Annotated in this window: 26 protein-coding genes; 6 read left to right on the forward strand and 20 right to left on the reverse strand. The window is 60.3% G+C overall.

All coding sequences use genetic code 11. The features are described 5' to 3' along the window. Positions 1 to 34: 34 nt before the first annotated feature. The 15 genes from atpA to argC all read right to left on the reverse strand — a co-directional run bounded on the left by atpA (position 35) and on the right by argC (position 14,781). Entirely contained in the window at positions 35 to 1,579 is a 1,545-nt protein-coding gene (gene atpA, locus AC5WNJ_RS16860) for a F0F1 ATP synthase subunit alpha (protein ID WP_253063538.1), read from the reverse strand. A gap of 16 nt (positions 1,580 to 1,595) precedes the next feature. Continuing rightward, positions 1,596 to 2,138, reverse strand: coding sequence for a F0F1 ATP synthase subunit delta (locus AC5WNJ_RS16865; protein WP_043331710.1), 543 nt, complete (start codon positions 2,136 to 2,138; stop codon positions 1,596 to 1,598). Positions 2,139 to 2,151: 13 nt separating this feature from the next. Continuing rightward, positions 2,152 to 2,622 carry a F0F1 ATP synthase subunit B gene (locus AC5WNJ_RS16870; protein ID WP_175088902.1) on the reverse strand — a complete coding sequence of 157 codons (471 nt, stop codon included), beginning with the start codon at positions 2,620 to 2,622 and terminating at the stop codon, positions 2,152 to 2,154. A gap of 64 nt (positions 2,623 to 2,686) precedes the next feature. Continuing rightward, the gene (gene atpE, locus AC5WNJ_RS16875) at positions 2,687 to 2,935 is read right to left on the reverse strand and encodes a F0F1 ATP synthase subunit C (RefSeq protein WP_011508579.1); all 249 of its coding nucleotides are present in this window, start codon (positions 2,933 to 2,935) and stop codon (positions 2,687 to 2,689) included. A 101-nt stretch (positions 2,936 to 3,036) separates the two neighbouring features. Continuing rightward, positions 3,037 to 3,900: a F0F1 ATP synthase subunit A gene (atpB, locus tag AC5WNJ_RS16880; protein WP_176678561.1), complete on the reverse strand. Its 864-nt coding sequence runs from the start codon at positions 3,898 to 3,900 to the stop codon at positions 3,037 to 3,039. A 9-nt stretch (positions 3,901 to 3,909) separates the two neighbouring features. Continuing rightward, positions 3,910 to 4,275, reverse strand: coding sequence for an ATP synthase subunit I (locus AC5WNJ_RS16885; RefSeq protein ID WP_253063615.1), 366 nt, complete (start codon positions 4,273 to 4,275; stop codon positions 3,910 to 3,912). A gap of 443 nt (positions 4,276 to 4,718) precedes the next feature. After that, positions 4,719 to 5,666, reverse strand: coding sequence for a ParB/RepB/Spo0J family partition protein (locus tag AC5WNJ_RS16890; RefSeq protein ID WP_043331703.1), 948 nt, complete (start codon positions 5,664 to 5,666; stop codon positions 4,719 to 4,721). Between the two features lie 18 nt (positions 5,667 to 5,684). Next, on the reverse strand, positions 5,685 to 6,452 hold the full coding sequence (locus AC5WNJ_RS16895) for a ParA family protein (RefSeq protein ID WP_043331702.1): 768 nt from the start codon (positions 6,450 to 6,452) through the stop codon (positions 5,685 to 5,687). A 149-nt stretch (positions 6,453 to 6,601) separates the two neighbouring features. After that, on the reverse strand, positions 6,602 to 7,252 hold the full coding sequence (rsmG, locus tag AC5WNJ_RS16900; protein WP_253063536.1) for a 16S rRNA (guanine(527)-N(7))-methyltransferase RsmG: 651 nt from the start codon (positions 7,250 to 7,252) through the stop codon (positions 6,602 to 6,604). Next, positions 7,249 to 9,171 (reverse strand): tRNA uridine-5-carboxymethylaminomethyl(34) synthesis enzyme MnmG, encoded by a 1,923-nt coding sequence (mnmG, locus tag AC5WNJ_RS16905; protein WP_495930261.1) that lies wholly within the window; start codon positions 9,169 to 9,171, stop codon positions 7,249 to 7,251. The genes rsmG and mnmG overlap by 4 nt, the downstream gene beginning before the upstream one ends. A 1,374-nt stretch (positions 9,172 to 10,545) precedes the next feature. Next, positions 10,546 to 11,292 (reverse strand): amino acid ABC transporter ATP-binding protein, encoded by a 747-nt coding sequence (locus AC5WNJ_RS16910; protein ID WP_054556363.1) that lies wholly within the window; start codon positions 11,290 to 11,292, stop codon positions 10,546 to 10,548. Between the two features lie 109 nt (positions 11,293 to 11,401). Next, a complete protein-coding gene (locus AC5WNJ_RS16915) occupies positions 11,402 to 12,073 on the reverse strand; it encodes an amino acid ABC transporter permease (protein WP_495930263.1) in 672 nt (223 codons plus the stop codon). Between the two features lie 166 nt (positions 12,074 to 12,239). Next, positions 12,240 to 13,001, reverse strand: a complete 762-nt coding sequence (locus tag AC5WNJ_RS16920; RefSeq protein WP_495930264.1) for a transporter substrate-binding domain-containing protein — start codon at positions 12,999 to 13,001, stop codon at positions 12,240 to 12,242. Positions 13,002 to 13,236: 235 nt separating this feature from the next. Beyond that, positions 13,237 to 13,590, reverse strand: a complete 354-nt coding sequence (gene erpA, locus AC5WNJ_RS16925) for an iron-sulfur cluster insertion protein ErpA (protein WP_043331693.1) — start codon at positions 13,588 to 13,590, stop codon at positions 13,237 to 13,239. A gap of 147 nt (positions 13,591 to 13,737) precedes the next feature. Further along, positions 13,738 to 14,781: an N-acetyl-gamma-glutamyl-phosphate reductase gene (argC, locus tag AC5WNJ_RS16930; RefSeq protein ID WP_495930266.1), complete on the reverse strand. Its 1,044-nt coding sequence runs from the start codon at positions 14,779 to 14,781 to the stop codon at positions 13,738 to 13,740. Between the two features lie 253 nt (positions 14,782 to 15,034). Here argC and AC5WNJ_RS16935 point away from each other — a divergent pair, with 253 nt between their 5' ends. The 6 genes from AC5WNJ_RS16935 to AC5WNJ_RS16960 all read left to right on the forward strand — a co-directional run bounded on the left by AC5WNJ_RS16935 (position 15,035) and on the right by AC5WNJ_RS16960 (position 22,072). Then, a complete protein-coding gene (locus AC5WNJ_RS16935) occupies positions 15,035 to 16,786 on the forward strand; it encodes a chloride channel protein (RefSeq protein ID WP_495931069.1) in 1,752 nt (583 codons plus the stop codon). Positions 16,787 to 16,955: 169 nt separating this feature from the next. Further along, positions 16,956 to 17,387 carry a protoporphyrinogen oxidase HemJ gene (hemJ, locus tag AC5WNJ_RS16940; protein ID WP_043331686.1) on the forward strand — a complete coding sequence of 144 codons (432 nt, stop codon included), beginning with the start codon at positions 16,956 to 16,958 and terminating at the stop codon, positions 17,385 to 17,387. 14 nt (positions 17,388 to 17,401) lie between these two features. After that, positions 17,402 to 18,262 carry a bifunctional hydroxymethylpyrimidine kinase/phosphomethylpyrimidine kinase gene (gene thiD, locus AC5WNJ_RS16945; protein WP_495930267.1) on the forward strand — a complete coding sequence of 287 codons (861 nt, stop codon included), beginning with the start codon at positions 17,402 to 17,404 and terminating at the stop codon, positions 18,260 to 18,262. Positions 18,263 to 18,512: 250 nt separating this feature from the next. Next, positions 18,513 to 19,805: a glutamate-1-semialdehyde 2,1-aminomutase gene (hemL, locus tag AC5WNJ_RS16950; RefSeq protein ID WP_176678570.1), complete on the forward strand. Its 1,293-nt coding sequence runs from the start codon at positions 18,513 to 18,515 to the stop codon at positions 19,803 to 19,805. A gap of 211 nt (positions 19,806 to 20,016) precedes the next feature. Beyond that, positions 20,017 to 21,537, forward strand: a complete 1,521-nt coding sequence (locus tag AC5WNJ_RS16955) for a bifunctional aminoglycoside phosphotransferase/ATP-binding protein (protein WP_495930268.1) — start codon at positions 20,017 to 20,019, stop codon at positions 21,535 to 21,537. Between the two features lie 124 nt (positions 21,538 to 21,661). Next, positions 21,662 to 22,072, forward strand: coding sequence for a hypothetical protein (locus tag AC5WNJ_RS16960; RefSeq protein WP_176678572.1), 411 nt, complete (start codon positions 21,662 to 21,664; stop codon positions 22,070 to 22,072). A 148-nt stretch (positions 22,073 to 22,220) separates the two neighbouring features. Here the strand turns inward: AC5WNJ_RS16960 and AC5WNJ_RS16965 are convergent, their stop codons facing one another. The 5 genes from AC5WNJ_RS16965 to AC5WNJ_RS16985 all read right to left on the reverse strand — a co-directional run bounded on the left by AC5WNJ_RS16965 (position 22,221) and on the right by AC5WNJ_RS16985 (position 26,553). Beyond that, a complete protein-coding gene (locus tag AC5WNJ_RS16965) occupies positions 22,221 to 23,402 on the reverse strand; it encodes a hypothetical protein (RefSeq protein WP_253063515.1) in 1,182 nt (393 codons plus the stop codon). Positions 23,403 to 23,442: 40 nt separating this feature from the next. Beyond that, complete coding sequence (locus AC5WNJ_RS16970; RefSeq protein WP_495930269.1) at positions 23,443 to 23,646, reverse strand: hypothetical protein; 204 nt, start codon at positions 23,644 to 23,646, stop codon at positions 23,443 to 23,445. Positions 23,647 to 23,682: 36 nt separating this feature from the next. After that, entirely contained in the window at positions 23,683 to 24,672 is a 990-nt protein-coding gene (locus AC5WNJ_RS16975; protein WP_495930270.1) for an IS481 family transposase, read from the reverse strand. Positions 24,673 to 24,874: 202 nt separating this feature from the next. After that, positions 24,875 to 25,363, reverse strand: coding sequence for a hypothetical protein (locus AC5WNJ_RS16980; protein WP_495930271.1), 489 nt, complete (start codon positions 25,361 to 25,363; stop codon positions 24,875 to 24,877). 356 nt (positions 25,364 to 25,719) lie between these two features. Next, positions 25,720 to 26,553: a CsgG/HfaB family protein gene (locus AC5WNJ_RS16985; RefSeq protein ID WP_176675815.1), complete on the reverse strand. Its 834-nt coding sequence runs from the start codon at positions 26,551 to 26,553 to the stop codon at positions 25,720 to 25,722. Positions 26,554 to 26,573 lie beyond the last annotated feature (20 nt).

Below are 26,573 nucleotides of genomic sequence, written 5' to 3' on the forward strand. Positions count from 1 at the left end.
AACGACAGGGCCCGGCCTGGCCGGGCCATGCCACTTACCAGCTTTGAGTCGCCTTGAACTTCTCGACGCCAGCCTTGAGACCATTCTTGATCTCGTCATCGTAGCCGCCGGACTGATTGATCTTGTCCAGAAGATCCGCGTGCTCGGAGCGCATGAAGTCCAGCAGCGCCTTCTCGAAGCCCAGCACCTTGGCGACGTCGACGTCATCCAGGTAGCCTTCGTTGGCCGCGAACAGCGAGATCGCCATGTCGGCCACGGACATCGGAGAGTACTGCTTCTGCTTCATCAGCTCGGTGACACGCTGACCATGCTCGAGCTGCTTGCGGGTCGCTTCGTCCAGATCAGAGGCGAACTGGGAGAAAGCTGCCAGCTCACGGTACTGAGCCAGTGCCAGACGCACACCACCACCCAACTTCTTGATGATCTTGGTCTGAGCAGAACCACCGACACGGGAAACAGACAGACCCGCGTTGATGGACGGACGGATGCCGGAGTTGAACAGGCTGGTCTCGAGGAAGATCTGACCGTCGGTGATGGAGATCACGTTGGTCGGGACGAACGCAGACACGTCGCCACCCTGGGTCTCGATGATCGGCAGCGCAGTCAGGGAGCCGGTCTTGCCTTTCACTTCACCGTTGGTGAACTGCTCGACATATTCGGCGTTGACGCGTGCGGAACGCTCAAGCAGACGGGAGTGGAGATAGAAGACGTCACCCGGGTAGGCTTCACGGCCCGGCGGACGCTTGAGCAGCAGGGAGATCTGACGATACGCCCATGCCTGCTTGGTCAGATCGTCATAGACGATCATCGCGTCTTCACCGCGGTCACGGAAGTATTCACCCATGGTGCAACCGGCGTACGGTGCCAGGAACAGCATGGCAGCCGGGTCGGAAGCGCCAGCCGCGACGATGATGGTGTGTTCCATCGCGCCGTGCTCTTCGAGCTTGCGCACGACGTTGGCAATGGTGGACTGCTTCTGGCCGACGGCGACGTAGACGCAGGTAATGCCCTTGCCCTTCTGATTGATGATGGCATCAATCGCGATGGCGGACTTACCAATCTGACGGTCACCGATGATCAGCTCGCGCTGACCACGGCCGATCGGCACCATGGCATCGATGGACTTCAGACCTGTCTGCACCGGCTGGTCGACCGGCTCACGGGCGATGACGCCCGGAGCGACCTTCTCAACCGCGTCAGTCAGCTTGGCGTCGATCGGGCCTTTGCCGTCAATCGGGTTACCCAGCGCGTCGACCACACGGCCGACCATTTCCGGGCCTACCGGCACTTCGAGGATACGACCGGTGCACTGCGCGGTCATGCCCTCTTCGAGCTGGAGGTAGTCACCCAGAACGACAGCACCGACGCTGTCGCGCTCAAGGTTGAGCGCCATACCAAAGACGCCACCCGGGAATTCAATCATCTCACCGAACATGACGTCTGCGAGGCCGTGGATCTGCACGATGCCGTCGGAGACGCTGACGATGGTGCCCTGATTACGGGCTTCGGATGCGACGTCAAGCTTTTCGATACGCTGCTTGATGATGTCGCTGATCTCGGAAGGATTCAGTTGCTGCATGCCATGTCCCTCGGACTCAGGAGTTCAGTGCTTCGGAAAGCCGGGCCAGCTTGCCGCGCACGGAGCCGTCAATGACGGTATCTCCGGCACGGATGATGACGCCGCCGAGCAGCGTACTATCCACCTGAGTGGTAATGGAGATGTCGCGGTTCAGACGCTTGCGCAGGGCAGTGGCGAGCTTTTCTTCCTGCTCACTCTCCAGTGCAAAGGCAGACACCAGGGTCACCTCGACACGCTGTTCCTGCTCGGCCTTCTGGGCCTCGAACAATTCGGCCACGGAGGGCAGGGCCGCAAGGCGGTCCTGCTCACCGAGAGTCCGGATGAAGTTGCGGGCGCTGTCATCCAGCGCCTCACCGCACACGTCCAGGAAGGTGCCGACCTTGTGCTCGGTGGAGAGCTTGGGGTTGTCGAGCACCGCCTTGACGTTTGCGTCGACAGCGACGAGCGCCGCTGTCGACAACATGCCGGACCAGGCCTCTAGCGCCTGCTGGCCGCGTGCAAACTCGAACGCCGCCTTGGCGTACGGGCGAGCCGCGGTGGAGGTAGACGTTTCAGCCATGGAATCAGTCTCCTCAGAGCTCGGCAGCGAGCTTGTCAATCAGCTCGCGGTGCTTGGCTTCGTCGATGGAGGATTCCAGGATGCGCTCGGCGCCGATCACTGCAAGAGCAGCGACCTGACCACGGAGCTCGTCCTTGGCCTGGTTGATCTCCTGGGAGATTTCGGCACGGGCCTGCGCAACGAGACGCTCGCCTTCCGCACGTGCAGTTTCACGTGCTTCCTCGATCATCTGGTTGGAGCGCTTATGGGTCTGCTCAATGATGCGTGCTGCTTCATCCTTGCTTTCCCGCAGAGTCTCGGTGGCTTTTTCCTGCGCCAGTTCGAGGTCACGGGTAGCACGGCTGGCAGCATCCAGACCATCTGCAATCTTCTTCTGACGTTCTGCCAGAGCCTGTGTGACCGGCGGCCAGACATACTTCATGCAGAAATAAACGAAGACCGCAAAGGCGATGGCCTGACCAATCAGGGTTAAGTTCAGATTCACGCCAGCACCTCTCGCTTCACGATTGTTGGGTCAAAAACACGGTAGGCCGGAGGCCAGCCGATGTTTAACCGACAAACGGGTTGGCGAAGGTGAAGAACAGCGCGATACCAACACCGATCATGGTCACGGCATCCAGCAGACCAGCGACGATGAACATCTTGACCTGCAGCTGCGGGATCATTTCCGGCTGACGCGCTGCGCCTTCCAGGAACTTGCCACCCAGGATACCGAAACCGATGGCGGTGCCCAGGGCGCCCAGGCCGATCAGCAGGGAGACGGCGATAGCGGTCATGCCAAGAACTTGTGCTTCCATTGTGGAACTCCAGTTTTAGTCAAGTTTACGTCAAGGGTTGAGGGTGTGAGCAGAGCTCGGAAATCTTGCCCCACACCACGGATGGCGTGGGGCGAATTGCATCAGTGGTCTTCGCTGGCCATGCTCAGGTAGACGATGGTCAGCATCATGAAGATGAATGCCTGCAGGGTGATGACCAGGATATGGAAGACCGCCCACGGGAAGTGCAGGGGCAGCTGCCAGATACCGACCAGCGAGATCAGGATGAAGATCAGCTCGCCTGCATACATGTTACCGAACAGACGCAGCGCCAGAGAGATCGGCTTGGCGACCAGCGTCACGAACTCAAGCAGGAAGTTGACCGGAATCAGCGCGATCTGTGCCAGCTTGTTCGGGGTGTTGAACGGGTGCAGCGTCAGTTCGGCCAGGAAGCCCTTGAGGCCCTTGACGCGAATGGAATAGAAGATGATCAGCGCGAACACGGACAGTGACATGCCCAGCGTGGCATTGATGTCAGTGGACGGCACCACCTTGAAGAACACGTGAGCCGGATCGGCGCCGAACATCTCACCGACCTTGGCAGCAACGCCAGGCAGCCAGTCGACGGGGATCAAGTCCATCAGGTTCATCAGGAAGATCCAGCAGAAGATCGTCAGTGACAGCGGTGCGATCAGGCGTGAACGGCCGTGGAAGGTCTCACGCACGGACTGATCGACGAACTCGACCATCAATTCGACGAAGTTCTGCAGACCGCCGGGAACGCCAGTGGTGGCGGACTTGGCGACCTTGCGGAACAGGCACAGGAAGATCAGGCCCAGACCGATGGACCAGCCCATGGTGTCCAGGTGGATGGCCCAGAATCCCATGTCGGCCGCTTCCTGAGCGCTGTGCGCCAGTGACCATCCGTGTTCCGGGTGGTTGCCGTACGTCAGATTCTGCAGGTGGTGCTGAATATATTCGGAGGGACTCGGGTTGGTGCCTGCCATGACTCTGCCTCAGGTTCGTGTGTACGGTGTTCGCTTCACCAGCCAGGGGCCCAGCCAGTGAACCGCCATTGCCGCCACGTAAGCGCAAAAAAATAAAGCGGGGTTTGAGGGCGGCACTGCAATGAAGAAGAATGCAAACAATACGGCCGTCAAACCGAACTTACCGGCCTCGGCCTGATAGAAGGCCTTGACCATTGCCTGGGCGTAGCGTGCACCGGTCACACGCAGTGAACGCCAGGCGAAAAACAGATTGGGCAGCAGGCAGACCAGCCCACCACACAGCGCGGAAAGCGCCGCACCACTGCCTTTCATCACTCCCGCCAGCAAGACGGCAATCACGATGACCAGCGCCTGGCCCCAGAGCAATCGAGCCACCTGAGGGCGTTGTAGAGCAGCGGGTGTCGTCTTGTGCATCTTGGACCTGTGTCTCGCAATGATGGCCTTCGCCATTTCTGGCGCTGCGCTGGACACAGCCCGGGAGCAAACTCGCCGGATTATAGGGGAGCGCTTCACCGCCATCAACCAAACGACAAGCTAAATTCCTTGATCTTTCGCAAGCTTACGACCAAAGCCTCACTATCTTGCGGGAAAGCGATGACAGTTTGCTTACGTTGACAGTCGCTTGCGGTGCGAGCGACACAGGGTTGCATGAATCACAACCTGACGTCAGCAACATCCTTCAATATCTTGAACGTCAGATGCATTTCGCGCCCCTGCGACAATGAGTCACAGGGGCGCGAAAGAAGATCGTGATCCGTCATGCGGAAAATTGCCGCCAGGGGGGGTGTGACGCGAGGTCAGCTCCCCCTGCTCACTCACTAGTGGATATGGCCGAGAATGCCGTCCAGCTCATCCAGACTGGTGTAAGAGATGGTGACCTTGCCCTTGCCGCTCTTGCCGTGACGGATGTTGACGGCGGCGCCCAGTTGCTCCGAGAGACGCGTTTCCAGACGCTGGATATCGGCGTCCGGTCGTGCCGGCGCCGGCTTGGGCTGTTCACCCTTCTGCACGCTTTTCACCAGCGCTTCGGTCTGGCGCACGGTCAACTCGCGTTCTACCACTTCATGGGCCAGCTTGCGCTGGCGTGCCGGAGTCAGGCCGATCAGGGCACGCGCGTGCCCCATGTCGAGCTCACCGCGCTCCAGCAGGGTCTGCACTTCCTGTTCCAGCGTCAGCAGCCGCAGCAGGTTGGTGACCTGGGCGCGTGAACGCCCGACGGCGTCGCCCACCTGCTGCTGGGTCAGCTCGAATTCCTCGAGCAGACGCTTGAGCGCCAGGGCTTCCTCGACCGGATTGAGGTTCTCGCGCTGGATGTTCTCGATCAATGCCAGCGCAAGCGCGATCTCATCGCTGATACCTTCGCGGACGACGGCAGGAATGGTATCCAGCTCCGCCAGCTGCGAGGCACGCCAGCGGCGCTCGCCAGCGATGATCTCGTAGCGCCCCTCCCCCACCGGTCGCACCACGATGGGCTGCATCACGCCTTGAGCCCGGATGGAATCCGCCAGCTCCTCGAGCGCTTCCGGCTGAATGTCACGCCGTGGCTGATACTTGCCACGCTGCAGCTGCCCGAGCGGCAGGCGCTCGAGGCGCTCGCTGGGCAATTCCGCCGTGGCAGCGGCCGGATTCGCGGCCAGCGCGGCATCCGGTGACGCATCGATGGCGTCGCCATCGACAGCTTCTATATCGGCTTCGACATGGCGGCGGCGGTTTCCGGCGCCAATCAGGGCATCCAGGCCCCTTCCCAGGGCACGCTTACGCGTCATGGACCTTCCTCGGTGAAGTTACAGCGAGAGACGACGAATCAATTCCTTGGCGAGCACCCGATAGGCCTGGCTGCCACGCGACAGACGCGCATACTTGGTCACCGGCAGGCCGTGGCTCGGCGCTTCTGCCACCCGCACGTTGCGCGGAATGGTCGCCTTGATCAGGGTATCGCCAAAGTAATCGGAAAGTTGCTTGCTGACATCGCGGGTCAGACTGTTGCGAGCGTCGTACATGGTGCGCACGATCCCGAACACGTCGAGGGCCGGATTCACGTTGCCTTGAATCTGCTCGACGGTATCGAGCAGTGCTGACAGACCTTCCAGTGCATAGAACTCGCACTGCAGCGGGATCAGCACGCCATGGGCGGCGGTCAGGGCATTGACGGTCAACATGTTGAGCGAGGGCGGGCAGTCGATCAGTACCACGTCATATTCCGCGGCGATCGGCGCCAGAGCTTCCGTGAGGCGGCGCTCACGCCCCTCGACACCGAGAAGATCGACCTCGGCGGCGGTAAGGTCGCCATTGCCGGGCAACAGGGCGTAGCCGGCATCGGGACAATCGAGAATCACGTCACTGGCACGCAGCTCACCCAGCAGCACATCTAGCACGCTGCCTTCGAGGTCGTGCTTGTCGATGCCGCTGCCCATGGTGGCATGGCCCTGCGGGTCGAGATCGATCAGCAGAACGCGGCGATCGAGTGCCGCCAGCGACGCCGCCAGATTGACGGCAGTGGTGGTCTTGCCGACGCCACCCTTCTGGTTGGTCAGCGCGATGATCTTGGTCACGAGCGACTTCCTTGGTTCCTTGAGAAGCGGGGCCATTGGCACCAGCCACATGCTCACGAGGACAGATCAATGATCTGCCCTCGTGAAAACATCAGGCTGCCTGCCTTTTGCGCCCGGCACAATCCCTGCGCACACCTTGAGGCGCTTTATCAGTCGCGCTTGAGGCGCAGAAGGTGACGCTCCCCTTCCTCGCCCGGCACTTCCAGCACCAATGTCTCGACCAGCGAGACACCCATCGGCAGGCGGGCAATCTCATCACTGGGGATGCGCCCTTTCATGGCCAGCCATTCGCCGCCCTCGGCGAGCACGGCCGCCGACAGATTGACGAAGGCATCGGTATCGGCGAAGGCACGCGAGATGATCTGCTCGAACGGCGCGCCATCATAGGCTTCGATACGGACCTGGGTCGGGCTCAGATTCTTGAGGCCCAGTTCGTGGCCGGCCTGAATCTGGAAGCGCACCTTCTTGCCATTCGAATCCAGCGGCACGACGGCGATGTCGGGACGCATGATCGCGATCACGATGCTGGGCAGGCCCGGGCCGGCGCCGACATCCAGAAGACGTGGCCCATTGATATAAGGCAGCACACTGAGGCTGTCGAGCAGATGGCGAGTCACCATCGCCTCCGGCTCACGTACCGCGGTGAGGTTATAGGCGCGATTCCACTTGTGCAACAGCACCAGCAACGTCATCAGCTGGGCGTGCTGTTCCTCGCTCAGCGCCACTCCCATGGCGCTGGCACCGCGACTGAGCAGCTGAGCGCAACGTTCACGCTGGGTCTCGTTGAGCGTCTGGCTCATTGCGCGACTCCCGTGTCAGTCGTTGCGGCATCTGCGGGTGTCTCCGCCTTGATCAGCTGACGCTTCTTCAAGTGAATCAACAGGATGGAGACGGCTGCCGGCGTGACACCGGAAATGCGACCGGCCTGGGCCAGCGTCGCCGGGCGCGCTTCGTTGAGCTTCTGCTTGATCTCGTTGGAGAGACCATCGACGGAATCATAGTCGAGGCTGGTCGGCAGTTCGGTGTGCTCGTGACGGCGCAGGCGGTCGATCTCCTCCTGCTGACGCTGGATATAGCCTGCGTACTTGGCAGTGATCTGCACCTGTTCGGCGATGCGCCAGTCGTCGACCCCTTCCCCTTTCAGGCCTGCCACATCCGGATACTCGAGCTCCGGACGCTTGAGCAGCTCCATCAGGCTGGCTTCGCGCTTGAGCGGCGAGCTGAGCTTGTCGCTCAACGGGGCCAGCTCCGGGCTCTTCGGCGTCAGCCAGGTGCTCTCGAGACGCGCGGTCTCGCGGGCGATGGCTTCACGCTTGCGATCGAAGGCTTCCCAGCGGGCGTCATCGATCAGGCCCAGCTCGCGCCCCTTGGCGGTCAGACGCAGATCAGCATTGTCCTCACGCAGCAACAGGCGATATTCGGCACGCGAGGTGAACATGCGGTACGGCTCGCGCGTGCCGAGGGTGATCAGGTCATCGACCATCACACCGGTATAGGCCTCGTCACGCAGCGGGTGCCAGGACTCGTCGTCAGTGGCGCGCAAGGCGGCATTGACGCCCGCCAGCAGCCCCTGGGCACCGGCTTCTTCATAGCCGGTGGTGCCATTGATCTGACCGGCGAAGTAGAGGTTCTTGATGAAACGGGTCTCCAGGGAGTGATGCAGGTCCTGGGGATTGAAGAAATCGTACTCGATGGCGTAGCCGGGACGCGTGATATGCGCGTTCTCCATGCCACGGATCGAGCGCACCACCTCGAGCTGCGTATCGAAGGGCAGCGAGGTGGAGATGCCGTTGGGATACAGCTCATGGGTATTCAGGCCTTCCGGCTCGATGAAGACCTGGTGGCTGTTCTTGTCGGCGAAGCGATGCACCTTGTCCTCGATGGACGGGCAGTAACGCGGCCCGATGCCATCGATGACGCCGGAGTACATCGGCGAGCGGCCGAGATTGGCGAAGATGATCTCGTGAGTGCGCTCGTTGGTGTGCGTGATGTAGCAGTTGACCTGCTCCGGCTGCATCTCACGGCTGCCCATGTAAGACATCACCGGACGCGGCGTATCACCCGGCTGGGCTTCCATCTTGCTGAAGTCGACGCTCTTGGCATCGATGCGCGGCGGGGTGCCTGTCTTGAGGCGATCGACCCGGAACGGCAGTTCACGCAGACGTGAGGCCAGGCCATTGGCGGGCGGATCACCGGCACGGCCACCGGCATGGTTGTCCAGGCCGATGTGAATCACGCCGCCGAGGAAGGTCCCGGTCGCCAGCACCACCGTGGTGGCGTGGAAGCGGATCCCGGTCTGGGTGACGACGCCCCGCACGGTCTCGCCGTCGACGATCAGGTCTTCCGCACCCTGCTGGAACAGCGTCAGGTTCGGCTGGTTTTCCAGCACGTTGCGGATCGCGGCCTTGTACAGCGCCCGGTCAGCCTGGGCGCGAGTGGCACGCACTGCCGGCCCCTTGCGGGCATTCAGAGTACGGAACTGGATACCCGCCATGTCGGTGGCCAGGCCCATGGCACCGCCCAGCGCATCGATTTCCTTGACCAGATGGCTCTTGCCGATCCCGCCAATGGCGGGATTGCAGGACATCTGGCCCAGCGTCTCGATGTTATGGGTCAGCAGCAGGGTCTGACGGCCCATGCGGGCAGCAGCCAGTGCGGCTTCCGTACCGGCATGACCGCCGCCGATGACGATCACGTCAAAGCGGTTCGGGTAATCCACGTTGGCACCTCGGGGTATCACGAAACTTGGATGAAGCGCTGTTCGCTGGTTGGCGAAGCAGGCAAATCGGCCAGGCAGGGCGATGAATCGATGCCTGGATGAATCAAGGACTGCCAGACGGCATGGCGAATGATGTCCGTCGCCGAAGGCATGTGCTCGACCGGTGAGGGAGCTTGCAAGCCAGCAGGATGACGTCCGGGCCGCACAGTATAAACCGCCTGTGGGTAAGCGTCAGGAGTTTTCCACAGCGCCGTGCCCTGGCAGGCCATGAATGAATGCCCGGGTTGTTTCTACTCAGGCATCAATCCACGCCGTGACGATTCACGAGTCTTGCGGATACGACACGTTGATTTTCCGGCGAGGGATGTCCTGACCAGACAGCCGTTCGTTATCCCGAACACTTCGGGTTCGGTGGGTTCACGTCAGGTCGATCGTGAGGTCTCGGTCCGTCCTTCGGGTTTCCGGATAACAAGATTATATAAAGAAAAGAAAAAGGGGTTTTGTTGATGTTGTAACTACTGTTGTGGACAAAATCAGTGGGAAATCGACTTTATCCGTTACAAATCAAAAGGTTACGATGTTGATATAGTTGGGGAGAAAATGCGAAGTACTTGAGGACGTCACTGGTCGCTTCCTGTGGATGAAATGCGCCCTTGTCCACATCCCCGATTATCCCCTGATTCATACCGAGCTGGTACCCGACTTTTCTGCCCTGCTGTGCACAAGTGGCGTTGTTACCCACAACCCTAGTGCTGCATGGCCTGACGGCAAGAAGGCCGCGGATAATGCCGGAAAATGTCCACAGAGGCAAATGTCGATTTCCTGCGCTGGCCAAAGCTGTAGACAGTCATGGGATAAGTGGTGCGTGAATGCCTACAGGCCTCGTCAGTGGTGCCAATGACGCGATGCGTCCCAGCCTGTGGATACTTTTTCGCTTGTTTTGCCCGTATCGGCCGCTGAGATTGCCTGAACGCTGTCCCGGCGGCTCACGGTGCACGTTATCCTCGTGTGGTTTTCCGGCTAGGCCCCTGATTTATCCCTGCTTTTCACACGCTAAAGCGACGCTTGAGTGAGGGCTGCCAGGCGGGGAAAGTATCATTTCTTCGAGCGTCGAGGCGTGTTTGCGTGACTTGGCAAGGGGGTGGCCGGGGCCAAAAAAATTCGTTTTTTTCTTCTCGAAATGCCGACGGATGGCGTGGAGGGAGAAGATTTTTCATCGTTTGGCGATTCGCAGGGCTCGCAAGCCTCTCTGAGGACAAAAAAATGCCCCGACCTGACGGTCGGGGCATACCCGCTGCCATGCGTGCAGCGGGTGGGACATCACGTGCTCAAGGCGTGTCCGGACAGTGGTTCAGCGAGCCTTGTGGAAGACGCTCAGTGGGATAGTACGCGGGCCAGGAAGCTCTGGGTGCGTGGATGTTGCGGCGTATCGAAGACCTGCTCTGGCGTGCCTTCCTCGACGATACTGCCCTGATGGATGAACACCACCCGGTCTGCCACTTCACGGGCAAAACTCATTTCATGGGTGACGATCATCATCGTCATGCCTTCGCGGGCCAGCTTGCGCATGACATCGAGCACCTCGCCGATCATTTCCGGGTCCAGTGCCGAGGTGGGCTCATCGAACAGCATCAGGCGCGGTTCCATCGCCAGTGAGCGGGCAATGGCCACGCGTTGCTGCTGGCCACCGGAGAGTTGCCCCGGGTACTTGTCGGCCTGCTCGAGGATATTGACCCGCTCGAGCAGCGTATCGGCTTGCTGCTCGGCCGCCGGGCGTGAGGTACCGCGGACCTTGATGGGGGCCAGACTGACGTTGTCACGCACGCTCATGTGCGGGAAGAGGTTGAACTGCTGGAAGACCATGCCGACTTCGGTGCGTATCGCCTTGAGCGCCCTGTGGCTCTTGCCATGGGGGATCAGCGAGTGCCCATCCACCTCGATGTTGCCGTCCTGAAATTCCTCCAGGCCGTTCACGCAGCGAATCAGTGTCGACTTGCCGGAGCCACTGGCCCCGATGATCACCACCACCTCCCCCTGGGCGACCTCGAGCTCGATGTCCTTGAGGACATGCAGGCTGCCGAAATGCTTGTTGAGCTTGTGCATCTTCACGATGGCAGTCATGGGGCGCTCCGAACCGGCGCTGCATGCCGGAAGGTCGTCAGAGAAATGAGATCAGGCAGAAGGAGAGATGGCGCGGCGATATCCGTCACGTTTGGGGGGCAGAGAGACATCATTGGCCCACCAACCCGCGGCGCTCGAGCATCCGCAAGCCAAATGACAGGCTGAGGGTGATCACCAGATACAGCAGCGCGACCATGAAGTAGGTTTCCAGCGCATTGAAGGTCGTGGCGATATGAATCTGCCCCTGACGCACCAGCTCACCGACGCCGATCACCGAGAACAGCGAGGTGTCCTTGATCGAGACGATGCCCTGGTTGCCCAGCGCGGGAATCATGCGGCGCAGCGCCTGAGGCCAGATGACATAGCGGAAGGTCTGCGGGATGGAAAGGCCGAGTGACAGGCCGGCTTCCCGCTGGCCACGGGCGATGGATTGCACGCCACCGCGCACGATTTCCGAGATATAGGCCGCCGAGTTCAAGGCGATCGCGGCGATGCCGGCGGTCAGGGCATCGATGGGACCACCGATGATCTGTGGCAGGCCATAGAAGATGAACAGCACCTGCACGAGCACCGGGGTGCCACGGAAGATCTCGATATAGGCGGTGGCGACCCAGCGCAGGATGCGGCTGGGGGACAGGCTCAGCAGTCCGAACAGAATGCCGAGGATGAAGCCGATGGCGAGGCCACCGAAGGAAATGGCGAGGGTCCAGGGAATGCCCTCGAGCAGGTAGGGCACCGAATTGAGTGCGGCCTGCCAATCAAACTGGAACTGAACGTCCACGGGGGGCTCCTTGGCACGAACCTCTCATGCGCCGCTGGGTGGGCCGGAGGTTCGAGACGACCGACATTCCGGCAGGCTGTCGCTGCCGAAATGTCGTGATGATGATCTGCACTATGTTCTGCGCTACGCGACGTGGGGCGTCCGAGGCGAGTCGAGCGCGAGCGGCTTACTGGCTGTCGTCGGGCATGGCGCCGAACCACTTCTGGTAGATCTCGGCATAGCTGCCATCGGACTTCATCTCGGCCAGCGCCTTGTTGGCGGCCTCGGTCCACTCGCTGCCTTCGGTGAAGGCGATGCCGTATTGCTGGCCTTCATAGAGCGGCCCCACCGTCTTGACGCGTCCATTGCCCTTGGTCTTGGCGAAGTAGCCGACGTTGGGGGCATCGTAGAAGACGGCATCGACGCTGCCGGACATCAGGGCCATGTACATGTCGGCGCTGCCCGGATAAGGCGTGATGGTGGAGTCACCGAGGTTGGCGGTGAGATAGTCGTAACTGGTGGATCCGATCTTGGTACCGACCTTCTTGCCTTCCAGGCCCTCGATGTCCTCGATGTCGCCGTTGTTGGCCGAGGTCAGAATCTGCAGGCCGGAGTCATAGTAGGGATCGGTGAAGTCGACGATCTTCTCGCGTGCTTCGGTGATGGTGATGCCGGCGATGGCGACATCGACGCTACCGGTCTGCACGGCCGGGATGATGCCATTGAAGTCCATGGTCTTGAGATCGATATCGAAGCCGGCGCGCTCGCCGATGGCATTGAGGATGTCGATATCGAAGCCGACCATCTCGCCGCTTTCCTGATCGAGCATCTCGAAGGGCACGAAGCTCGGGTCGGTCGCCGCCTTGAGGGTGACGGCATGGGCAGCGCTGGCCATGAAGGTGGCGGCCGCAAGGCCAGAGAGGGAGGCCAGCAGGTGAGAACTGCGCATTTTACATTCCTCTTTATATTTAGATTTTAGGATGTATAGCGTTTTTAGATTGACGAGCGCACCGGACCCCGTCAAGTCTCCCGCCTCTGCCATACCGCGAAGGGAAGCTGGCAAGCCACTGAGATGACGAAAAAAAATCGCCCCTACCGGGAACCGGTAGGGGGCGATCAGGCCTCAGCAAGGCGTCAATGTCGTGCGCGGGGCTGTCAGACCCTCACGATTAGATCCTCAATGATCAGACCATGAAAGAAGATCCGCAGCCACAGGTGCTGGTGGCATTGGGGTTCTGGATCATGAAGCGGGCGCCTGCCAGACCTTCCTCATAGTCGATCGTCGAGCCGACCAGATACTGATAGGACAGCGGGTCGATCACGATGGCGGCTTCGCCCAGCTCGACCACGGTGTCGTCATCGGCCAGATCGGTGGCGATATCGAAACCGTACTGGAAGCCGGAACAGCCGCCGCCAGTGACGTAGACCCTGAGACGCAGCTCCGGGTTGGCTTCTTCCGCGCGCAGCGCTGCAATCCGGGCACTGGCGCGCTCGGACAGGTACAACGGCGTGGGGATGAAGCTTTGTGCTTCGCTCATGCGGGCCTCCTGGAAGGAGTCGGAGGCCGGACGCTGAAGATAGCGCCCGGCACGGTATAGAGAACAGAATGACGCCTATTATCCCTATATCCGAGCAAAAGGGTCAACTTTGTCTGACGTGCTGCCTTGCGGGCGTACGCTGGCGGTTCAGGGCATCATCGCCGGCGCACCGACCCCCATCATCTCATCGAGACCGAACATCAGATTGAGGTTCTGGATGGCCTGGCCTGACGCGCCCTTGACCAGGTTGTCGATCACCGACAGCACCACCAGGGTGTCGCCGTTGCCCGGACGATGCAGGGCGATGCGGCACAGGTTGGTGCCCCGCACACTGCGCGTCTCCGGATGGCTGCCCAGCGGCATGACATCGACGGCGGGGTGGTCGGCGTAGCGCTGTTCGAACAGCGTCTGCAGATCTTCCAGCGTGCCGCTGAAGCCGCTCAGACGCGGATAGAGGGTGGAGTGGATGCCGCGAATCATCGGCGTCAGGTGCGGGACGAAGGTCAGACCGACCGCGCTGCCGGCTGCCAGGTCCAGCCCCTGGGTGATTTCCGGCAGATGACGGTGGCCGGAGGCGCCGTAGGCCTTCATGGACTCGCCGGCTTCACACAGCAGAGAGCCGACCTTGGCACCGCGACCCGCGCCGGAGACGGCGGACTTGCAGTCGGCGATGATGTTGTCGGTCTCGATCAGGCCGGCTTCCAGCAGCGGGATCAGTCCCAGCTGTACGGAGGTCGGGTAGCAGCCCGGCACCGCGATCAGGCGCGCTTCGCGGATGGCATCGCGATTGACTTCCGGCAGGCCATAGACGGCTTCGCCGAGCAGCTCCGGCGCGCCATGCGGCTGGCCATACCACTCGGCCCAGACGTCGGCGTCCTTGATGCGGAAGTCCGCGGACAGGTCGATGACCCGCGTGCCGCGTGCCAGCAGATCGCCAGCCAAGGCGTGAGCGACACCGTGAGGCGTGGCGAAGAATACGGCGTCACAGGCGGCCAGCACGTCGGCATCCGGCTCGCTGAATGCGAGAGTGTCGTAGTGGCCGCGCAGATTGGGGTACATCTCGTCGACACGCACGCCCTTCTCGCTTCGCGAGGTGATCACGGTCACTTCCACCTGCGGATGGCTGGCCAGGAGCCTGAGGAGTTCCACTCCGGTGTAACCGGTGCCGCCGACGATACCTACCTTGATCATGCTGCCTCCCCGCCTTCGGGCGGTGTCCTGTTGATGCGAGATGTAATCTTGTGTCCGATCTGCTGCTGCGACCTTTGGTGGCCTGTGCGCGAGACAGGCGTTGCGCCATGCTGTGCCGAGCTTGTCGGATTGCGCACGGTCGCGACGGTTCGCAATCGATATGATACACAGGTGTCAGGCGGGCAGTAATGCGCTGCCGACATGGATGTCCTCTGTCATTGCCAGTGCCTTCAAGGAGTCGTGAGTGTCACCCCTGACGCGTCCGCATCTGCCTCGTCCCAGTCTCGACAATTTTCGGCGCAAGCTGGCGGCGGTCGATGCACTCCCGCAACTGTGTCTGCTGGGGCTGGTGGCAGGGCTGCTGACCGGCTCATTGATGGTCGGTTTCCGCCTGCTGTTGAGTGCCGGTGCTCTGGGCTTCATGCCCGATGACAACCCGGAGAACTTCGAGGGACTTGCCCCCTGGGTGCGCGCCTCGCTGCCGCTGCTGGCGGTGCTGGTGATCGGCATCGTGCTGGGGCGACAGCATCCGGCGCAGCGCAAGCTGGGCATCGGTCATGTCATCGAGCGTTTGACCTACCATCAGGGCAAGATGCCGCTGCGTGCCTGGCTCAATCAGGTCGTGGTCGGGGTCGCGAGCGTGCTCGGCGGCCTGTCGGCGGGGCGTGAAGGCCCGGCGATCCACCTGGGTGCCGGTGCCTCGAGCTGGATCGGCGAGCGCCTCAAGCTGCCCAACAACAGTCTGCGCGTGCTGGTCGCCTGCGGCACGGCGGCGGGCATCTCCGCCTCCTTCAATACGCCGATCGCCGGGGTCATCTTCGCCATGGAAGTGGTGATGATGGAGTACACCCTGATGGGATTCATGCCGGTGATTCTGGCCTCGACCACCGGCGCGGTGGTCACGCAGATGGTCTACGGCTCGGCACCGGCCTTCGTGGTGCCGTCTCTGCTGCTGCATTCCCTGCTCGACCTGCCCTGGGTCATCTTCACGGCGCTGGTCATCGGCCTGCTGGCGGGGGGCTTCGTGCATCTGGCGCGTCAGCAGGCACGCGTGGCGCACCTGTCATGGGGGATGCGCATGGCGCTGGTCGGGGTCTCGACGGCCGTTGTGGCGTGGTGGTATCCCCAGGTGCAAGGCATCGGCTATGACAGTCTGGCTCAGTTGCTCGACGGCCAGCTGGCGCTGGATATCCTGTTGGCACTGGTGGTTGGCAAGCTGGTGCTGTCGGCCCTGTGTGTGGCCTGTGGCGTGCCGATCGGCATCATCGGCCCGGTGGTGGTGGCGGGCGCCGCGGCCGGGGCATTGATGGGCATGCTGGGCGGCTGGCTGTTGCCGGACCAGGCCTCGGACATCGCGCTTTACGCCCTGCTCGGCATGGCGGCGATGATGGGGGCGGTGCTTCAGGCGCCACTGGCCGCCCTGATGGCACTGCTCGAATTGACGCATTCGCCGAATATCATCCTGCCCGGCATGCTGGCGGTGGTGGTGGCAGGCCTGACCTGTCGCCAGCTGTGTCACTGCCAAGGCTTCTTCATCTCGACGCTGACGTCGCAGGGACTGCATCCGCTCCAGCAGCCATTGATGCAGGCGCTGTCGCGGGTGGCGGTGCCTGCGGTGATGGAGCGCTCGCTGGTCAGCGTACCGCGCCGCATCACGCGTGAACGCGCTCGCGCCCTGCTCGACAGCAAGCCGGTCTGGCTGGTGGTCACGCGCTCGACGCCGGAAAAGCCGATGGTCGCGCTGCCGGCGGCGGATCTGGTGCGTGTACTGATGGATGAGCACTGGCGGGAGCAGGAAGAGCTCGACCTGCTCGAGATCCCCGCTCAGCGTCTGGATCTCGCGCCCATCCACCTGCAGGCTACCTTGTCCGAGGCCTATGAGCGGCTGCTGCCCAGCGATATCGATGCCCTCTATGTCGAGCACACTACCGCACCGATGATTCGCAAGATTTCAGGTATCATCACGCGGGATGCAATAGAGAGTTACTATCGCTATACGCCCTGACGCGTGCCGCGGCAGCTGTCTACTCGGCGCGAATTCGCTCTGCGTGCGCCTGGCCGCGACCGCATACCGCATGGGCCTTGGCGGTGTCACATGCCATCGTGGCGATCCGATTGCATCATCCGTGCGTCCACTTCCTGACCTTCCTGACTCTGACTGACGGAGCTCCCTCATGTATCTGTGGATCAAGGCTTTCCATCTGATTGCCGTAGTGTGCTGGTTTGCTGCCCTCTTCTATCTGCCGCGCCTCTACGTCTATCACGCCCAGGCGCGTGATGCCGGCGACCACAAGGCCATCGAGTACTTCAAGACCATGGAGCGCAAGCTCTATCGCGGCATCATGATGCCGTCGATGATCGCGACCCTGGTGCTGGGGATCTGGCTGCTGGCGCTGGTGCCGAGCTTCATGAGCATGGGCTGGATGCACCTCAAGCTGACCATGGTCGTGCTGCTGGTCGGCTATCACCATGCCTGTGGCCTGTATCTGAAGCAGTTCGCCGCCGATACCTGCAAGAGAACCTCGCGCTACTTCCGCTTCTTCAATGAAGTGCCGGTACTGATGCTGGTGGTGATCGTCATCTGCGTCATCGTCAAACCGTTCTGAGGGATGGTTCAGCCATGACCGAGTGCTCAGCGCAACTGCCCTACGTGCTGGTATTGGCGGGGCATGATCCCAGCGGCGGCGCGGGGCTGGTCGCCGACAGCGAGGCGATCCGTGCCGGTGGCGGCTGGGCGCTGACGGTGCCGACAGCACTGACGGTGCAGAACTCCTGCAATGTACAGGCGGTGATCCCGCAATCGGGCGAGTCGATGCTCGCCATGGCCCGCACCCTGTGTGAGGACTTCCGTCCAGGCGCGCTCAAGATCGGTCTGCTCGCCAGCGAAGCGGCGCTCACGGCGTGCGTGACGCTGATCAAGGAACTCCAGCAGCGCTGGCCGGGGCTGCCCGTGGTATGGGACCCGGTGTTGAAAGCGGGCGGCGGGCTGGAGCTTTCCACCGAGTCGCTGATCCATCAGGCGCGTGAGAGCTTGCTGCCGCACGTGGATGTGCTCACGCCCAACCGCGCGGAGCTTGCGTGGCTGGCGGCCTGCCCTACGGAGATGGGCGACGGCCAACTCGCCGAGCATCTGCTGGCGGCAGGCGCCGGAGCCGTGCTGGTCACCGGTACTGATCCTGTCGAGCGCGATGCTGACCCGCTGGGAAATGGCGCTGATTCGCTGGCTGAGCCGTCGGTGATCCATCGTCTGTATCGCCGAGATCATGCCACGCTCGCACTGGACTGCCCGCGACTGCCTGGCAGCTTCCATGGCAGCGGCTGCACGCTGGCCTCGCACCTGGCGGTGCGTCTGGCACGCGGCATGACATTGCCATCGGCGTGGCAGGCTGCCCAGCAGGCCACCTGGCAGAGTCTCGTAGATGGCCAGCAGCGTGGGCGGAAAGGTGCGTTGCCCGAGGCCCAATATCTGCCCTGGCGATAGCGCTAATGCCCTTTTCGACGCCGGCACCCCTTGCGCTCGCGCGGCTGCAACTCACCCGTGAGTCGCGTTAAGCTGTCGCCATCGACGGCATTCGGGTTATCCACACCCCCTTGCCGCCCCGAGGCTATCGGGCCGTTTCATCGGTTGTGGACAAGCTGCATTTACGTTATCCACAGCGTCTTTATGTCTGATCCCCTTTTCTCCATTTTCGCGGCCGATGAGCCGCCCGCCGCTTATCAAGAGGTATGTCATGACCACGTCCGCTGCCCAGTTCGAACGCGCCAGCCGTCATATTCCCGGTGGCGTCAACTCGCCGGTCCGCGCCTTCAAGGGACTGCATCGTCCGCCGGTGTTCATTGACCATGCCAAGGGCGCGTATCTGTTCGATGTGGAAAATACGCGCTATATCGATTACGTCGGCTCCTGGGGGCCGATGATCACCGGGCACGCCGATGAAGATGTGCTCAGCGCCGTGCGCGAGCGTCTCGAGAGTGGCCTGTCCTTCGGCGCGCCCACCGAGATCGAGTCCGAGATGGCCGAGCTGATCTGCGAGATGCTGCCGAGCCTCGACATGGTGCGCATGACCAACTCCGGCACCGAAGCCACCATGTCGGCGATTCGCCTGGCGCGTGGTTTCACCGGTCGTGACAAGATCGTCAAGTTCGAGGGTAACTATCACGGGCACTCCGACTCGCTGCTGGTCAAGGCCGGCTCCGGCGCGCTGACCCATGGCGAGCCCAGCTCCCCGGGCGTGCCGGCGTCGCTGGCCGAGCACACCATCACACTGGACTACAACGACGCCGAGGGCGTGCGTCGTTGCTTCGCCGAGCTGGGTGACGAGATCGCCTGCATCATCGTCGAGCCGGTCGCCGGCAACATGAACTGCATTCCGCCGGTTCCGGGCTTCCTGGAAAGCCTGCGTGAAGTGTGCGATGCCCACGGCAGCGTGCTGATCCTCGATGAGGTGATGACAGGCTTCCGTGTCGCCCTGGGCGGCGCTCAGGCGCATTACGACATCACGCCGGACCTGACCTGCCTGGGCAAGATCGTCGGCGGCGGCATGCCGGTAGGTGCCTTCGGCGGCAAGCGCGAGATCATGCACCACCTCTCGCCGCTGGGGCCGGTCTATCAGGCGGGGACGCTGGCAGGCAATCCGCTGGCGATGGCCGCTGGCGTCGCGCTGCTGCGCAAGCTCAAGGCGCCCGGCTTCCACGCCGAGCTTGCGCGCAAGGTCGAGATGCTGTGTGAAGGCCTGGAAAGCCGTGCCAAGGCGGCAGGCATCCGTCTTATCACCCAGCATGCCGGTGGCATGTTCGGTGTCTTCTTCACCGATGACGCAGAAGTCAGCAATTTCGCCTCCGCCACGCGCTGCCGTCAGCAGGATTTCGTGACCTTCTTCAACGCGATGCTCGCCGAAGGCGTCTACCTGGCGCCGTCCGCCTATGAAGCCGGCTTCATGTCCGCGGCGCACACCGATGCGGATATCCAGGCCACGCTGGATGCGGCTGAGCGGGTCTTTGCGCAGATGTCCGCATCGAACTGAGTGCGACGCAAGACAGTACCTGAGTCCGCGGGTTGGCCAACGCAGACAGGAACCCGCTCGGCAGGCTGCCGGGCGGGCTGCCATCCGGTACACTTGTCGCCAACGATAGCGATTGCGCTAATGACCTTATAGCCAGCTTGCCCTAGCGGAGACGACCTTGAGCCAGGCCTTGATTCGAGCCCTTCACACAGCCGATTGCTTCGATCACCCCGTGAAGGATATCGAAGTGCACGAGACGCATATCTCGTGGATCGTGCTGACCGGCGACTACGCCTACAAGATCAAGAAGCCGCTGGATTTCGGCAGCTTCCTGGATTTCTCGACCCTAGAGCGCCGCAAGATCCTGTGCGAACAGGAAGTGCGCCTCAACCGCCGTCTGGCACCGACGCTGTATCTGGATACCGTGGCGATCTCGGGCACGCCCGAGGCTCCGCGCATCGGAGACGACAGTGCTGTCTTCGAGTACGCGGTCAAGATGCGCCAGTTCTCCAATCGCCATCTGTTCAGCGCCCTGCAGGCCAGTGGCGAGCTGTCGCTGGAATTGCTGGATGATCTGGTCGACCAGCTGGTGGCCTTCCACGAGCAGGCCGAGCGCATCCAGGGCGATAGCGAGCTGGGTAGCCCGCAGATGGTCAGCCGTACCATCGACAACGAGTTCGAGCTGATTCGTCCCCGCCTCGGCGATGATGCCGAGGCCATCAAGCGACTCGCGCTGCTCAAGCAGTGGACAGAAGAGACCTTCCAGCGCCTCAATCCCGAATTCGAGCGTCGCTGGCAGGAAGGTTTCGTGCGTGAGACCCACGGCGATATCCACCTGGGTAACGCCGTGCGCCATGAAGGCCGTGCCCTGTTGTTTGACGGCATCGAGTTCAATGAAGAATTGCGCTGGAACGATGTCGGTTGTGACCTGGCCTTCCTGGTGATGGATCTCGAAGCGCGTGATGAGCAGGCCTTTGCCCATCATGCACTCAACCGTTATCTTGAGCTCTCCGGTGATTACTCGCTGGTGCGTCTGCTGCCGTACTACAAGATTTATCGCGCACTGATCCGGGCCAAGGTGGCGATGATTCGCTATCACCAGCCGGACCTGTGTGAAGCGGATCGGGCCGATGTGCTGGCCGAGTACGAGCGCTATATCGAGCTGGCGGAGCGTTATAGCGAGATCCGCTTCCCTTACATGATCATCGGTGTGGGTGTCTCCGGTAGCGGCAAGAGTCGCTTCACGGAAGAGATGGTGCGTGAGCTGGGCGGCGTGCGTATTCGCAGTGATGTGGAGCGCAAGCGCCTGTATGGCTTTGCGGCGGATGCCGATACCGAGTCCGGGCTCAATGGTGGCATCTATACGCCGCAGGCCACCCATGCGACCTACGAGCGACTCTCGCATCTGTCCGCCACGCTGCTGGAATCGGGTATCCCCGTCTGCATCGATGCCACCTGCCTGAAGAAGGTGCAGCGTGATCGCCTGCGTCATGAGGCAGAAGCCCGTGGCCTGCCGGTGCTGATGATCAGCTTCGAGGCCGATGACGAGACGCTGCGCAAGCGCATCATCAAGCGCAGCCAGCGCAGTGGTGAGGCGTCCGAGGCAGGTCTCGAGGTGCTCGACAAGCAATTGGCCAATCGCGAGCCATTCGCACCGGAAGAGCATGGTCAGCTGGTCCACATCGACACGACAGCGCCCAACGCTAATGTCACCTTGGCTCGCCTGATTCGTGAGCAGCTCAGGCTACATTGAGACGAGCGATCATTGTCATGGGGCATGGCGGAATGAGCGCCATGCCCTTTTTTGTATTGCATAGTGCGCTCCCGAGTGAGCCTTGGCTTTGGTTGGGAAGCTATGCATCTGGAAAGGAAATATCATGCGCCAACAATGGGTAAATACTGCCGCCGCTGCCATCAGTCTGGCACTGCTCGCGGGCTGCTCCAGCCAGCCGACAACCGCTGATCTCATGCGCGGTCAGGCTGAGGAAGCCAAGGCTGTCGCCAAGGTGCGTGACCAATTGGCAGATCAGTGGGAAGAAGGCAAATCACTGGTCGCGGCAGGTGAGAAGCAGATCGTCAGTGGTGAGAATCTGGTCAATGATGGCGAATCCAATATCGCCAAGGGCCAGGCGCTGATCGACAAGGGCAATGGCCAGATCAAGAAGGGCAAGGCGCGGATCGTCGGCGGTAACAAGCAGGTCAGCAAGGGCCGCCAGATGGTGGATGAAAGCCTTGAGAGTTATCGCGAGTCCTTCCCGGAGGGGGCCGTGACAGCGCCAAAGAAGTAACGTGTCGCTGCGTTAGGTGTTTCGCGGTTGGTACTGGAAGGCCGCTGACAACCCTGTCAGCGGCCTTCCATTATATGGATCCACTGGGTGGGAAAACGAAAAACCCCGCTTGCGCGGGGTTCTGTAAGACATCCTGGCTGGGGCATGATCAGTACTGCATCACGTTGGCCACGTTGCCACCGCCAGTCTGGGTGATGGTGGAAGTGTTGGTGAAACCAGTCTGCGTCACATTGGCAGTATTCGGCGCAAAACTCATGAAGCCGCCAGCCTGCTGCAGAATGGTGGATTCGTTATGTCCGCCTACCTGCAGCACGGTCGCACTGTCGTTGTAACCGGTCTGGGTAATGTAGGACTCGTTATCAACAGCCCAAACCTGCGTGACATTGGCATCGTTATTGAAACCGCTTTGCTCAATCACGGCTAGATTGCCCAGGCCAGCCTGCTTGATATCAGAGTCATTGAAGGCGCCGCTTTGAATGACCATGCTGCGGTTACCGTAACCATACTGGTCTATCTCTGAGTCATTGTGGAAGTCAGACTGAGATACGCTGGCACGGTTGTAGCCCCCCCCCTGATTGATCTCGGAATCGTGTGACGTGCCGCTTTGCATGACACGAGCTCGCTGATGCTTGCCGGATTGTGCGATGTCCGAGTCACTGAAAGCCCCCGTCTGCATGACACGTGCCTTGCTGTACTTTCCGCTCTGCAACACGCTGGAGTCATGGTAGATGCCGCTCTGGCTGACGGAAGCGACGTTGTATTCACCGCTCTGTTCGACATCCGAATCATGGCCGAGGCCCATTTGGATCACGGTCGCTTTCTCGTGACTACCGCTTTGCGTGGCGATGGACGAGTTGAAGGCGCCTGTCTGGGTCACGGTCAAGTCATTGAAACGACCACTTGAGTTCGGGCCGCTATCGCCTTGCTTGGAGACGGAGTTGTTACGCAGGCCATCCTGCGTGATGGTTGCCGTGTTCTTGAAGCTTTTCTGGTCGACATCGGCGTGGTTACGGCGCCCCTCCTGGTAGACAGTTGCTATCTGTGCCTGACCCCTCTGCAGGACATCCGTCATATTGGCCAGGCCTTGCTGATTGACACTGGCAATGCTCGCGACGCCGCTCTGGTAGACAGTGGCGCCGTTGAAGGCACCTGTCTGGTCGATATCACTGGTATGCTCGCCAGCGTTGAACGGGTTTCCATTGCGATCACCTTGGGTGACCATCGCGCCATTGGCGAAACCGGTTTGATCGATGTCGGAAGCATTGTCCACTGCCATCGCATGTGAAGAAAAAGCGACAGCGGCAGCCAGCAAGCTCATTTGGATTTTCATGGTTTGTTCCCTTGTGTAGATCGTTTTTTGAGTTGTGTTTTTATTTTTTATTTGCTTCTGGTCGTGCATCCCCTGACATGATGACGGTCTGGTTTTTCGTTATCCGCGACATGACATCATGTTGTACTGCTACTGCTACTGCTACTGCTACTGCTACTGCTACTGCTACTGCTACTGCTACTGCTACTGCTACTGCTACTGCTACTGCTCTTTTGTGCTCTTGCCAGAAGGTTGTGTTCGTCATGCAGGACTCTTGACTACATGTGAGTGAGAACCTCTCCTAGCTGTCGGGTTCCGTCTGATTGACTATAGCTTGCGTAAACAGCTCAGGTCGTTCGACCTGCCACTCCTTCATTGCTGCTATAGGCGCTTTGTGCTGTAGTGCCTTCTGAGGAATGTGGTGATTATAGAGCCAGCAATAACGCTCGAGTGTCTGTTCTAAATCCTCACTTGAGTCATAACGCCGAGTCGCCAAAACATCGCTGATACGCCCATTGAAGCGCTCCACCATCCCGTTCGTTTGGGGTCTGCCTGGCCTGATCAATCGATGCTCAATACCATGGTTCTGACATTCCTGGTCGAAAAGATGATTTCCACTGGGCTTACGTTCGCCACCCACGGTGAAGCGATCGGTAAAGGATTTACCATTGTCCGTGAGCACGGTTCGAATCGTGAAGGGAGCCTCCTCTTCCACACGCTTCATGAACGCCTGGGCGTCCTTTGCAGATTGACTTGATCTGACCTCCAGATACACCCACCGAGTGGCACGATCAATCGCGACGTAGAGATAACGCTTCTGATCTTCGTCAGGCATTTGGGGCAGGTGCTTGATATCAATGTGCACATACCCGGGCTCATAATCCTTGAAAGGCCGATGCTTGGGCTTTTCGTCCTCCTTCGCATCTTGACGCGCCAGCTTGGCGAGAGTCGGTACATCACGTCGTTTGAGCATGCGCTGAAGTGCGGAACGCGACAGATTTGGGTTCAGGAATTCCCGAGCAACGACAAGTAGATCATCGAGCCCCAGGCGAAGCAGTTCACGTGCGGCGATGACGATCTCTTCCTGTTCTGAGGTCAGAGTCGCGAGTAGGTTATGACGTGTGTGGGAACGATCCAGGACATCATCACGATAGCGCCAGCGTTGTATAGTTGAGACGCTGACCCCGAACTGACGAGCGAGATCTTTGTTCGTCATGCTGGAGGGAGCTGCTTGGATGTCGGCACGGATTTTCGGTGTCGTCGTCGCTTGCTTATGCAGCTTGATGTCCATGAAGCTTTTCCTGAATCAATTGCTTGATGAGCTCACGAGAGGCTAACAAAGGATAGCTTCGTTGTGAAATCCGATCATCCGGCACCCTACACCTAGCCAGGCAAAATTCGTATTATCGATTCGACGAAAGCGAATATTAAGTTACCATCTTCACAAGACTTATTATCATATGACAATGTCATGTAAGTCATTGTAGTAAAGATCATTGTTGTATGACCTGGACACGCATATGGCCCCGTGAATATTGAGTGATACTTGCCGGTACCTGACTACTGGCCTGTTGTAGAAGCGTGGCGCTTCCCCCGATACCTATCTGCTGAATGCTGGCGCTTTGCCCAACGCCTTGCTGAATGATCAGCGCAGCATGATATTGGCCATGTTGAAGAATGCTGGCTTCATGCAGGGCACCCTCTTGCAGCGTGTATGCCGTGTTCCCATTGCCATACTGATCGACCTCTGCTTCATTCAGAGCACCGCTCTGGCGAATCAATGAGACATTGCTATTGCCATGCTGAGCGATCATCGCTGTGTTGTACGTGCCAGATTGCTCGATGACGGCCACTGAGTGGCTGCTTCTTAATTCGGAGGTGGTCGCCAGGTCATTGGCCAACACCCACAAGCTGAGTGTCAGTGATGAGAAGAAAAGGCAGGCCTGTAGCATTCTTCTTTGTTGATGCTTTGCCGTAGCCATGGCACGAGTCCATCCAGGTGACCGTCTAAGTGACCTAACTATTGTTCTTTATCGAGGCCATCACCATCAGTCCTTTTCGGGTTTATGAGGGCTAGAGATTGCTACTCATAATGTCTTGCCAAATAGCGGCGAGTAATGACAAAGAGTGGTCAGGTTTTCAGCACCGTTCAGGGAGGTATTACTGTTGACGGTATTAGGCGCATGATATTTCATGATTTGTTGTTTTATTTATTTCTTATGTTTGTACCAATACGAAAAAAGGCAGCCACCTCTTGCGAGGTGACTGCCTTTTGAGGGAGAGAGAATCACTGCGAATACCACGATACTCTCTGCGGGGGCTTGAATATGGGTTGGCTCTACAACATCGGAGTCGGGGCTTGCAGATAATCCATCAGCTCTGATGTCTGAAGGCTGCCCGGGTCCTGGAGAACCCAGAGCTGGCGTTCGACGCCTTGCGCAATCAAGTGAATCACGGCAGATTCGATGGCGGACATGACCGCCATCTGTACGGGTTCATTGCTGGTATACCCCGCCTCCATCTCCAGCAAGCGACTGAAATCGATGAAGCGATAGACGCCCGCCCTCAGCTCGCGTGAGTAGATCGTCTTGCTGGTATTGACGTTGGCGATGACCTGCCCCGTGGTGATATCGACAGCGCGCAGATTGACCGTCACCTGGTCCACCTGATACTGACCAGAGGCGCCGATGCCGAAGTATTCTGCGCCTGCGCCACCTGTTCTGACATTGGAGTCGAAGGCAATGATGCCACCCTCGAACAGCAGGTTGGCGGCTTGCAGCGCGGCAAGATCATTCTGGCCCGTGCGTTCCATGTTGGCGCGGATGATCTTGCGCTCTGTCAGCAGGTTCTGCAGTCCTACGCGCTCGAGGGGGATGAACCAGCCGGAGTCCGACAATGCGGCGCTCAGCATGGCGGCGCCGCCTTGGGTGACCGCCGTAGAGAAAGTACTGGCAGGGGCAGGCCGGTACTGGCCCGTCTGGTCACGGAAGTCATAGATGGCGACCGGAATACGTCCGGCAGGGGGCGGTAGACTGATCAGGTCCTGATAGGTGGCGGTTCTTGGCATCAAGGTGCTGGGCACCCCTTCAAGACCCTGGGTATTGGCAACCATCGGCGCACAGCCTGCAAGCGCCAGGCTGGCAGCGGCCAGCATGAGAGTGAGTATCTTCATTGGACGAAACCCTTCATCAG

It is taken from the genome of Cobetia sp. PDI-23MA (genome assembly GCF_059507735.1).

Bases quoted from the DNA above. Each gene is read 5' to 3' on its own strand.
- atpA (WP_253063538.1), bottom strand. From the start codon at position 1,579: ATGCAGCAACTGAATCCTTCCGAGATCAGCGACATCATCAAGCAGCGT.
- AC5WNJ_RS16865 (WP_043331710.1), bottom strand. From the start codon at position 2,138: ATGGCTGAAACGTCTACCTCCACCGCGGCTCGCCCGTACGCCAAGGCG.
- atpE (WP_011508579.1), bottom strand. From the start codon at position 2,935: ATGGAAGCACAAGTTCTTGGCATGACCGCTATCGCCGTCTCCCTGCTG.
- atpB (WP_176678561.1), bottom strand. From the start codon at position 3,900: ATGGCAGGCACCAACCCGAGTCCCTCCGAATATATTCAGCACCACCTG.
- AC5WNJ_RS16890 (WP_043331703.1), bottom strand. From the start codon at position 5,666: ATGACGCGTAAGCGTGCCCTGGGAAGGGGCCTGGATGCCCTGATTGGC.
- rsmG (WP_253063536.1), bottom strand. From the start codon at position 7,252: ATGAGCCAGACGCTCAACGAGACCCAGCGTGAACGTTGCGCTCAGCTG.
- AC5WNJ_RS16910 (WP_054556363.1), bottom strand. From the start codon at position 11,292: ATGACTGCCATCGTGAAGATGCACAAGCTCAACAAGCATTTCGGCAGC.
- AC5WNJ_RS16920 (WP_495930264.1), bottom strand. From the start codon at position 13,001: ATGCGCAGTTCTCACCTGCTGGCCTCCCTCTCTGGCCTTGCGGCCGCC.
- erpA (WP_043331693.1), bottom strand. From the start codon at position 13,590: ATGAGCGAAGCACAAAGCTTCATCCCCACGCCGTTGTACCTGTCCGAG.
- argC (WP_495930266.1), bottom strand. From the start codon at position 14,781: ATGATCAAGGTAGGTATCGTCGGCGGCACCGGTTACACCGGAGTGGAA.
- hemJ (WP_043331686.1), top strand. From the start codon at position 16,956: ATGTATCTGTGGATCAAGGCTTTCCATCTGATTGCCGTAGTGTGCTGG.
- thiD (WP_495930267.1), top strand. From the start codon at position 17,402: ATGACCGAGTGCTCAGCGCAACTGCCCTACGTGCTGGTATTGGCGGGG.
- hemL (WP_176678570.1), top strand. From the start codon at position 18,513: ATGACCACGTCCGCTGCCCAGTTCGAACGCGCCAGCCGTCATATTCCC.
- AC5WNJ_RS16960 (WP_176678572.1), top strand. From the start codon at position 21,662: ATGCGCCAACAATGGGTAAATACTGCCGCCGCTGCCATCAGTCTGGCA.
- AC5WNJ_RS16965 (WP_253063515.1), bottom strand. From the start codon at position 23,402: ATGAAAATCCAAATGAGCTTGCTGGCTGCCGCTGTCGCTTTTTCTTCA.
- AC5WNJ_RS16970 (WP_495930269.1), bottom strand. From the start codon at position 23,646: ATGACGAACACAACCTTCTGGCAAGAGCACAAAAGAGCAGTAGCAGTA.
- AC5WNJ_RS16975 (WP_495930270.1), bottom strand. From the start codon at position 24,672: ATGGACATCAAGCTGCATAAGCAAGCGACGACGACACCGAAAATCCGT.
- AC5WNJ_RS16980 (WP_495930271.1), bottom strand. From the start codon at position 25,363: ATGGCTACGGCAAAGCATCAACAAAGAAGAATGCTACAGGCCTGCCTT.
- AC5WNJ_RS16985 (WP_176675815.1), bottom strand. From the start codon at position 26,553: ATGAAGATACTCACTCTCATGCTGGCCGCTGCCAGCCTGGCGCTTGCA.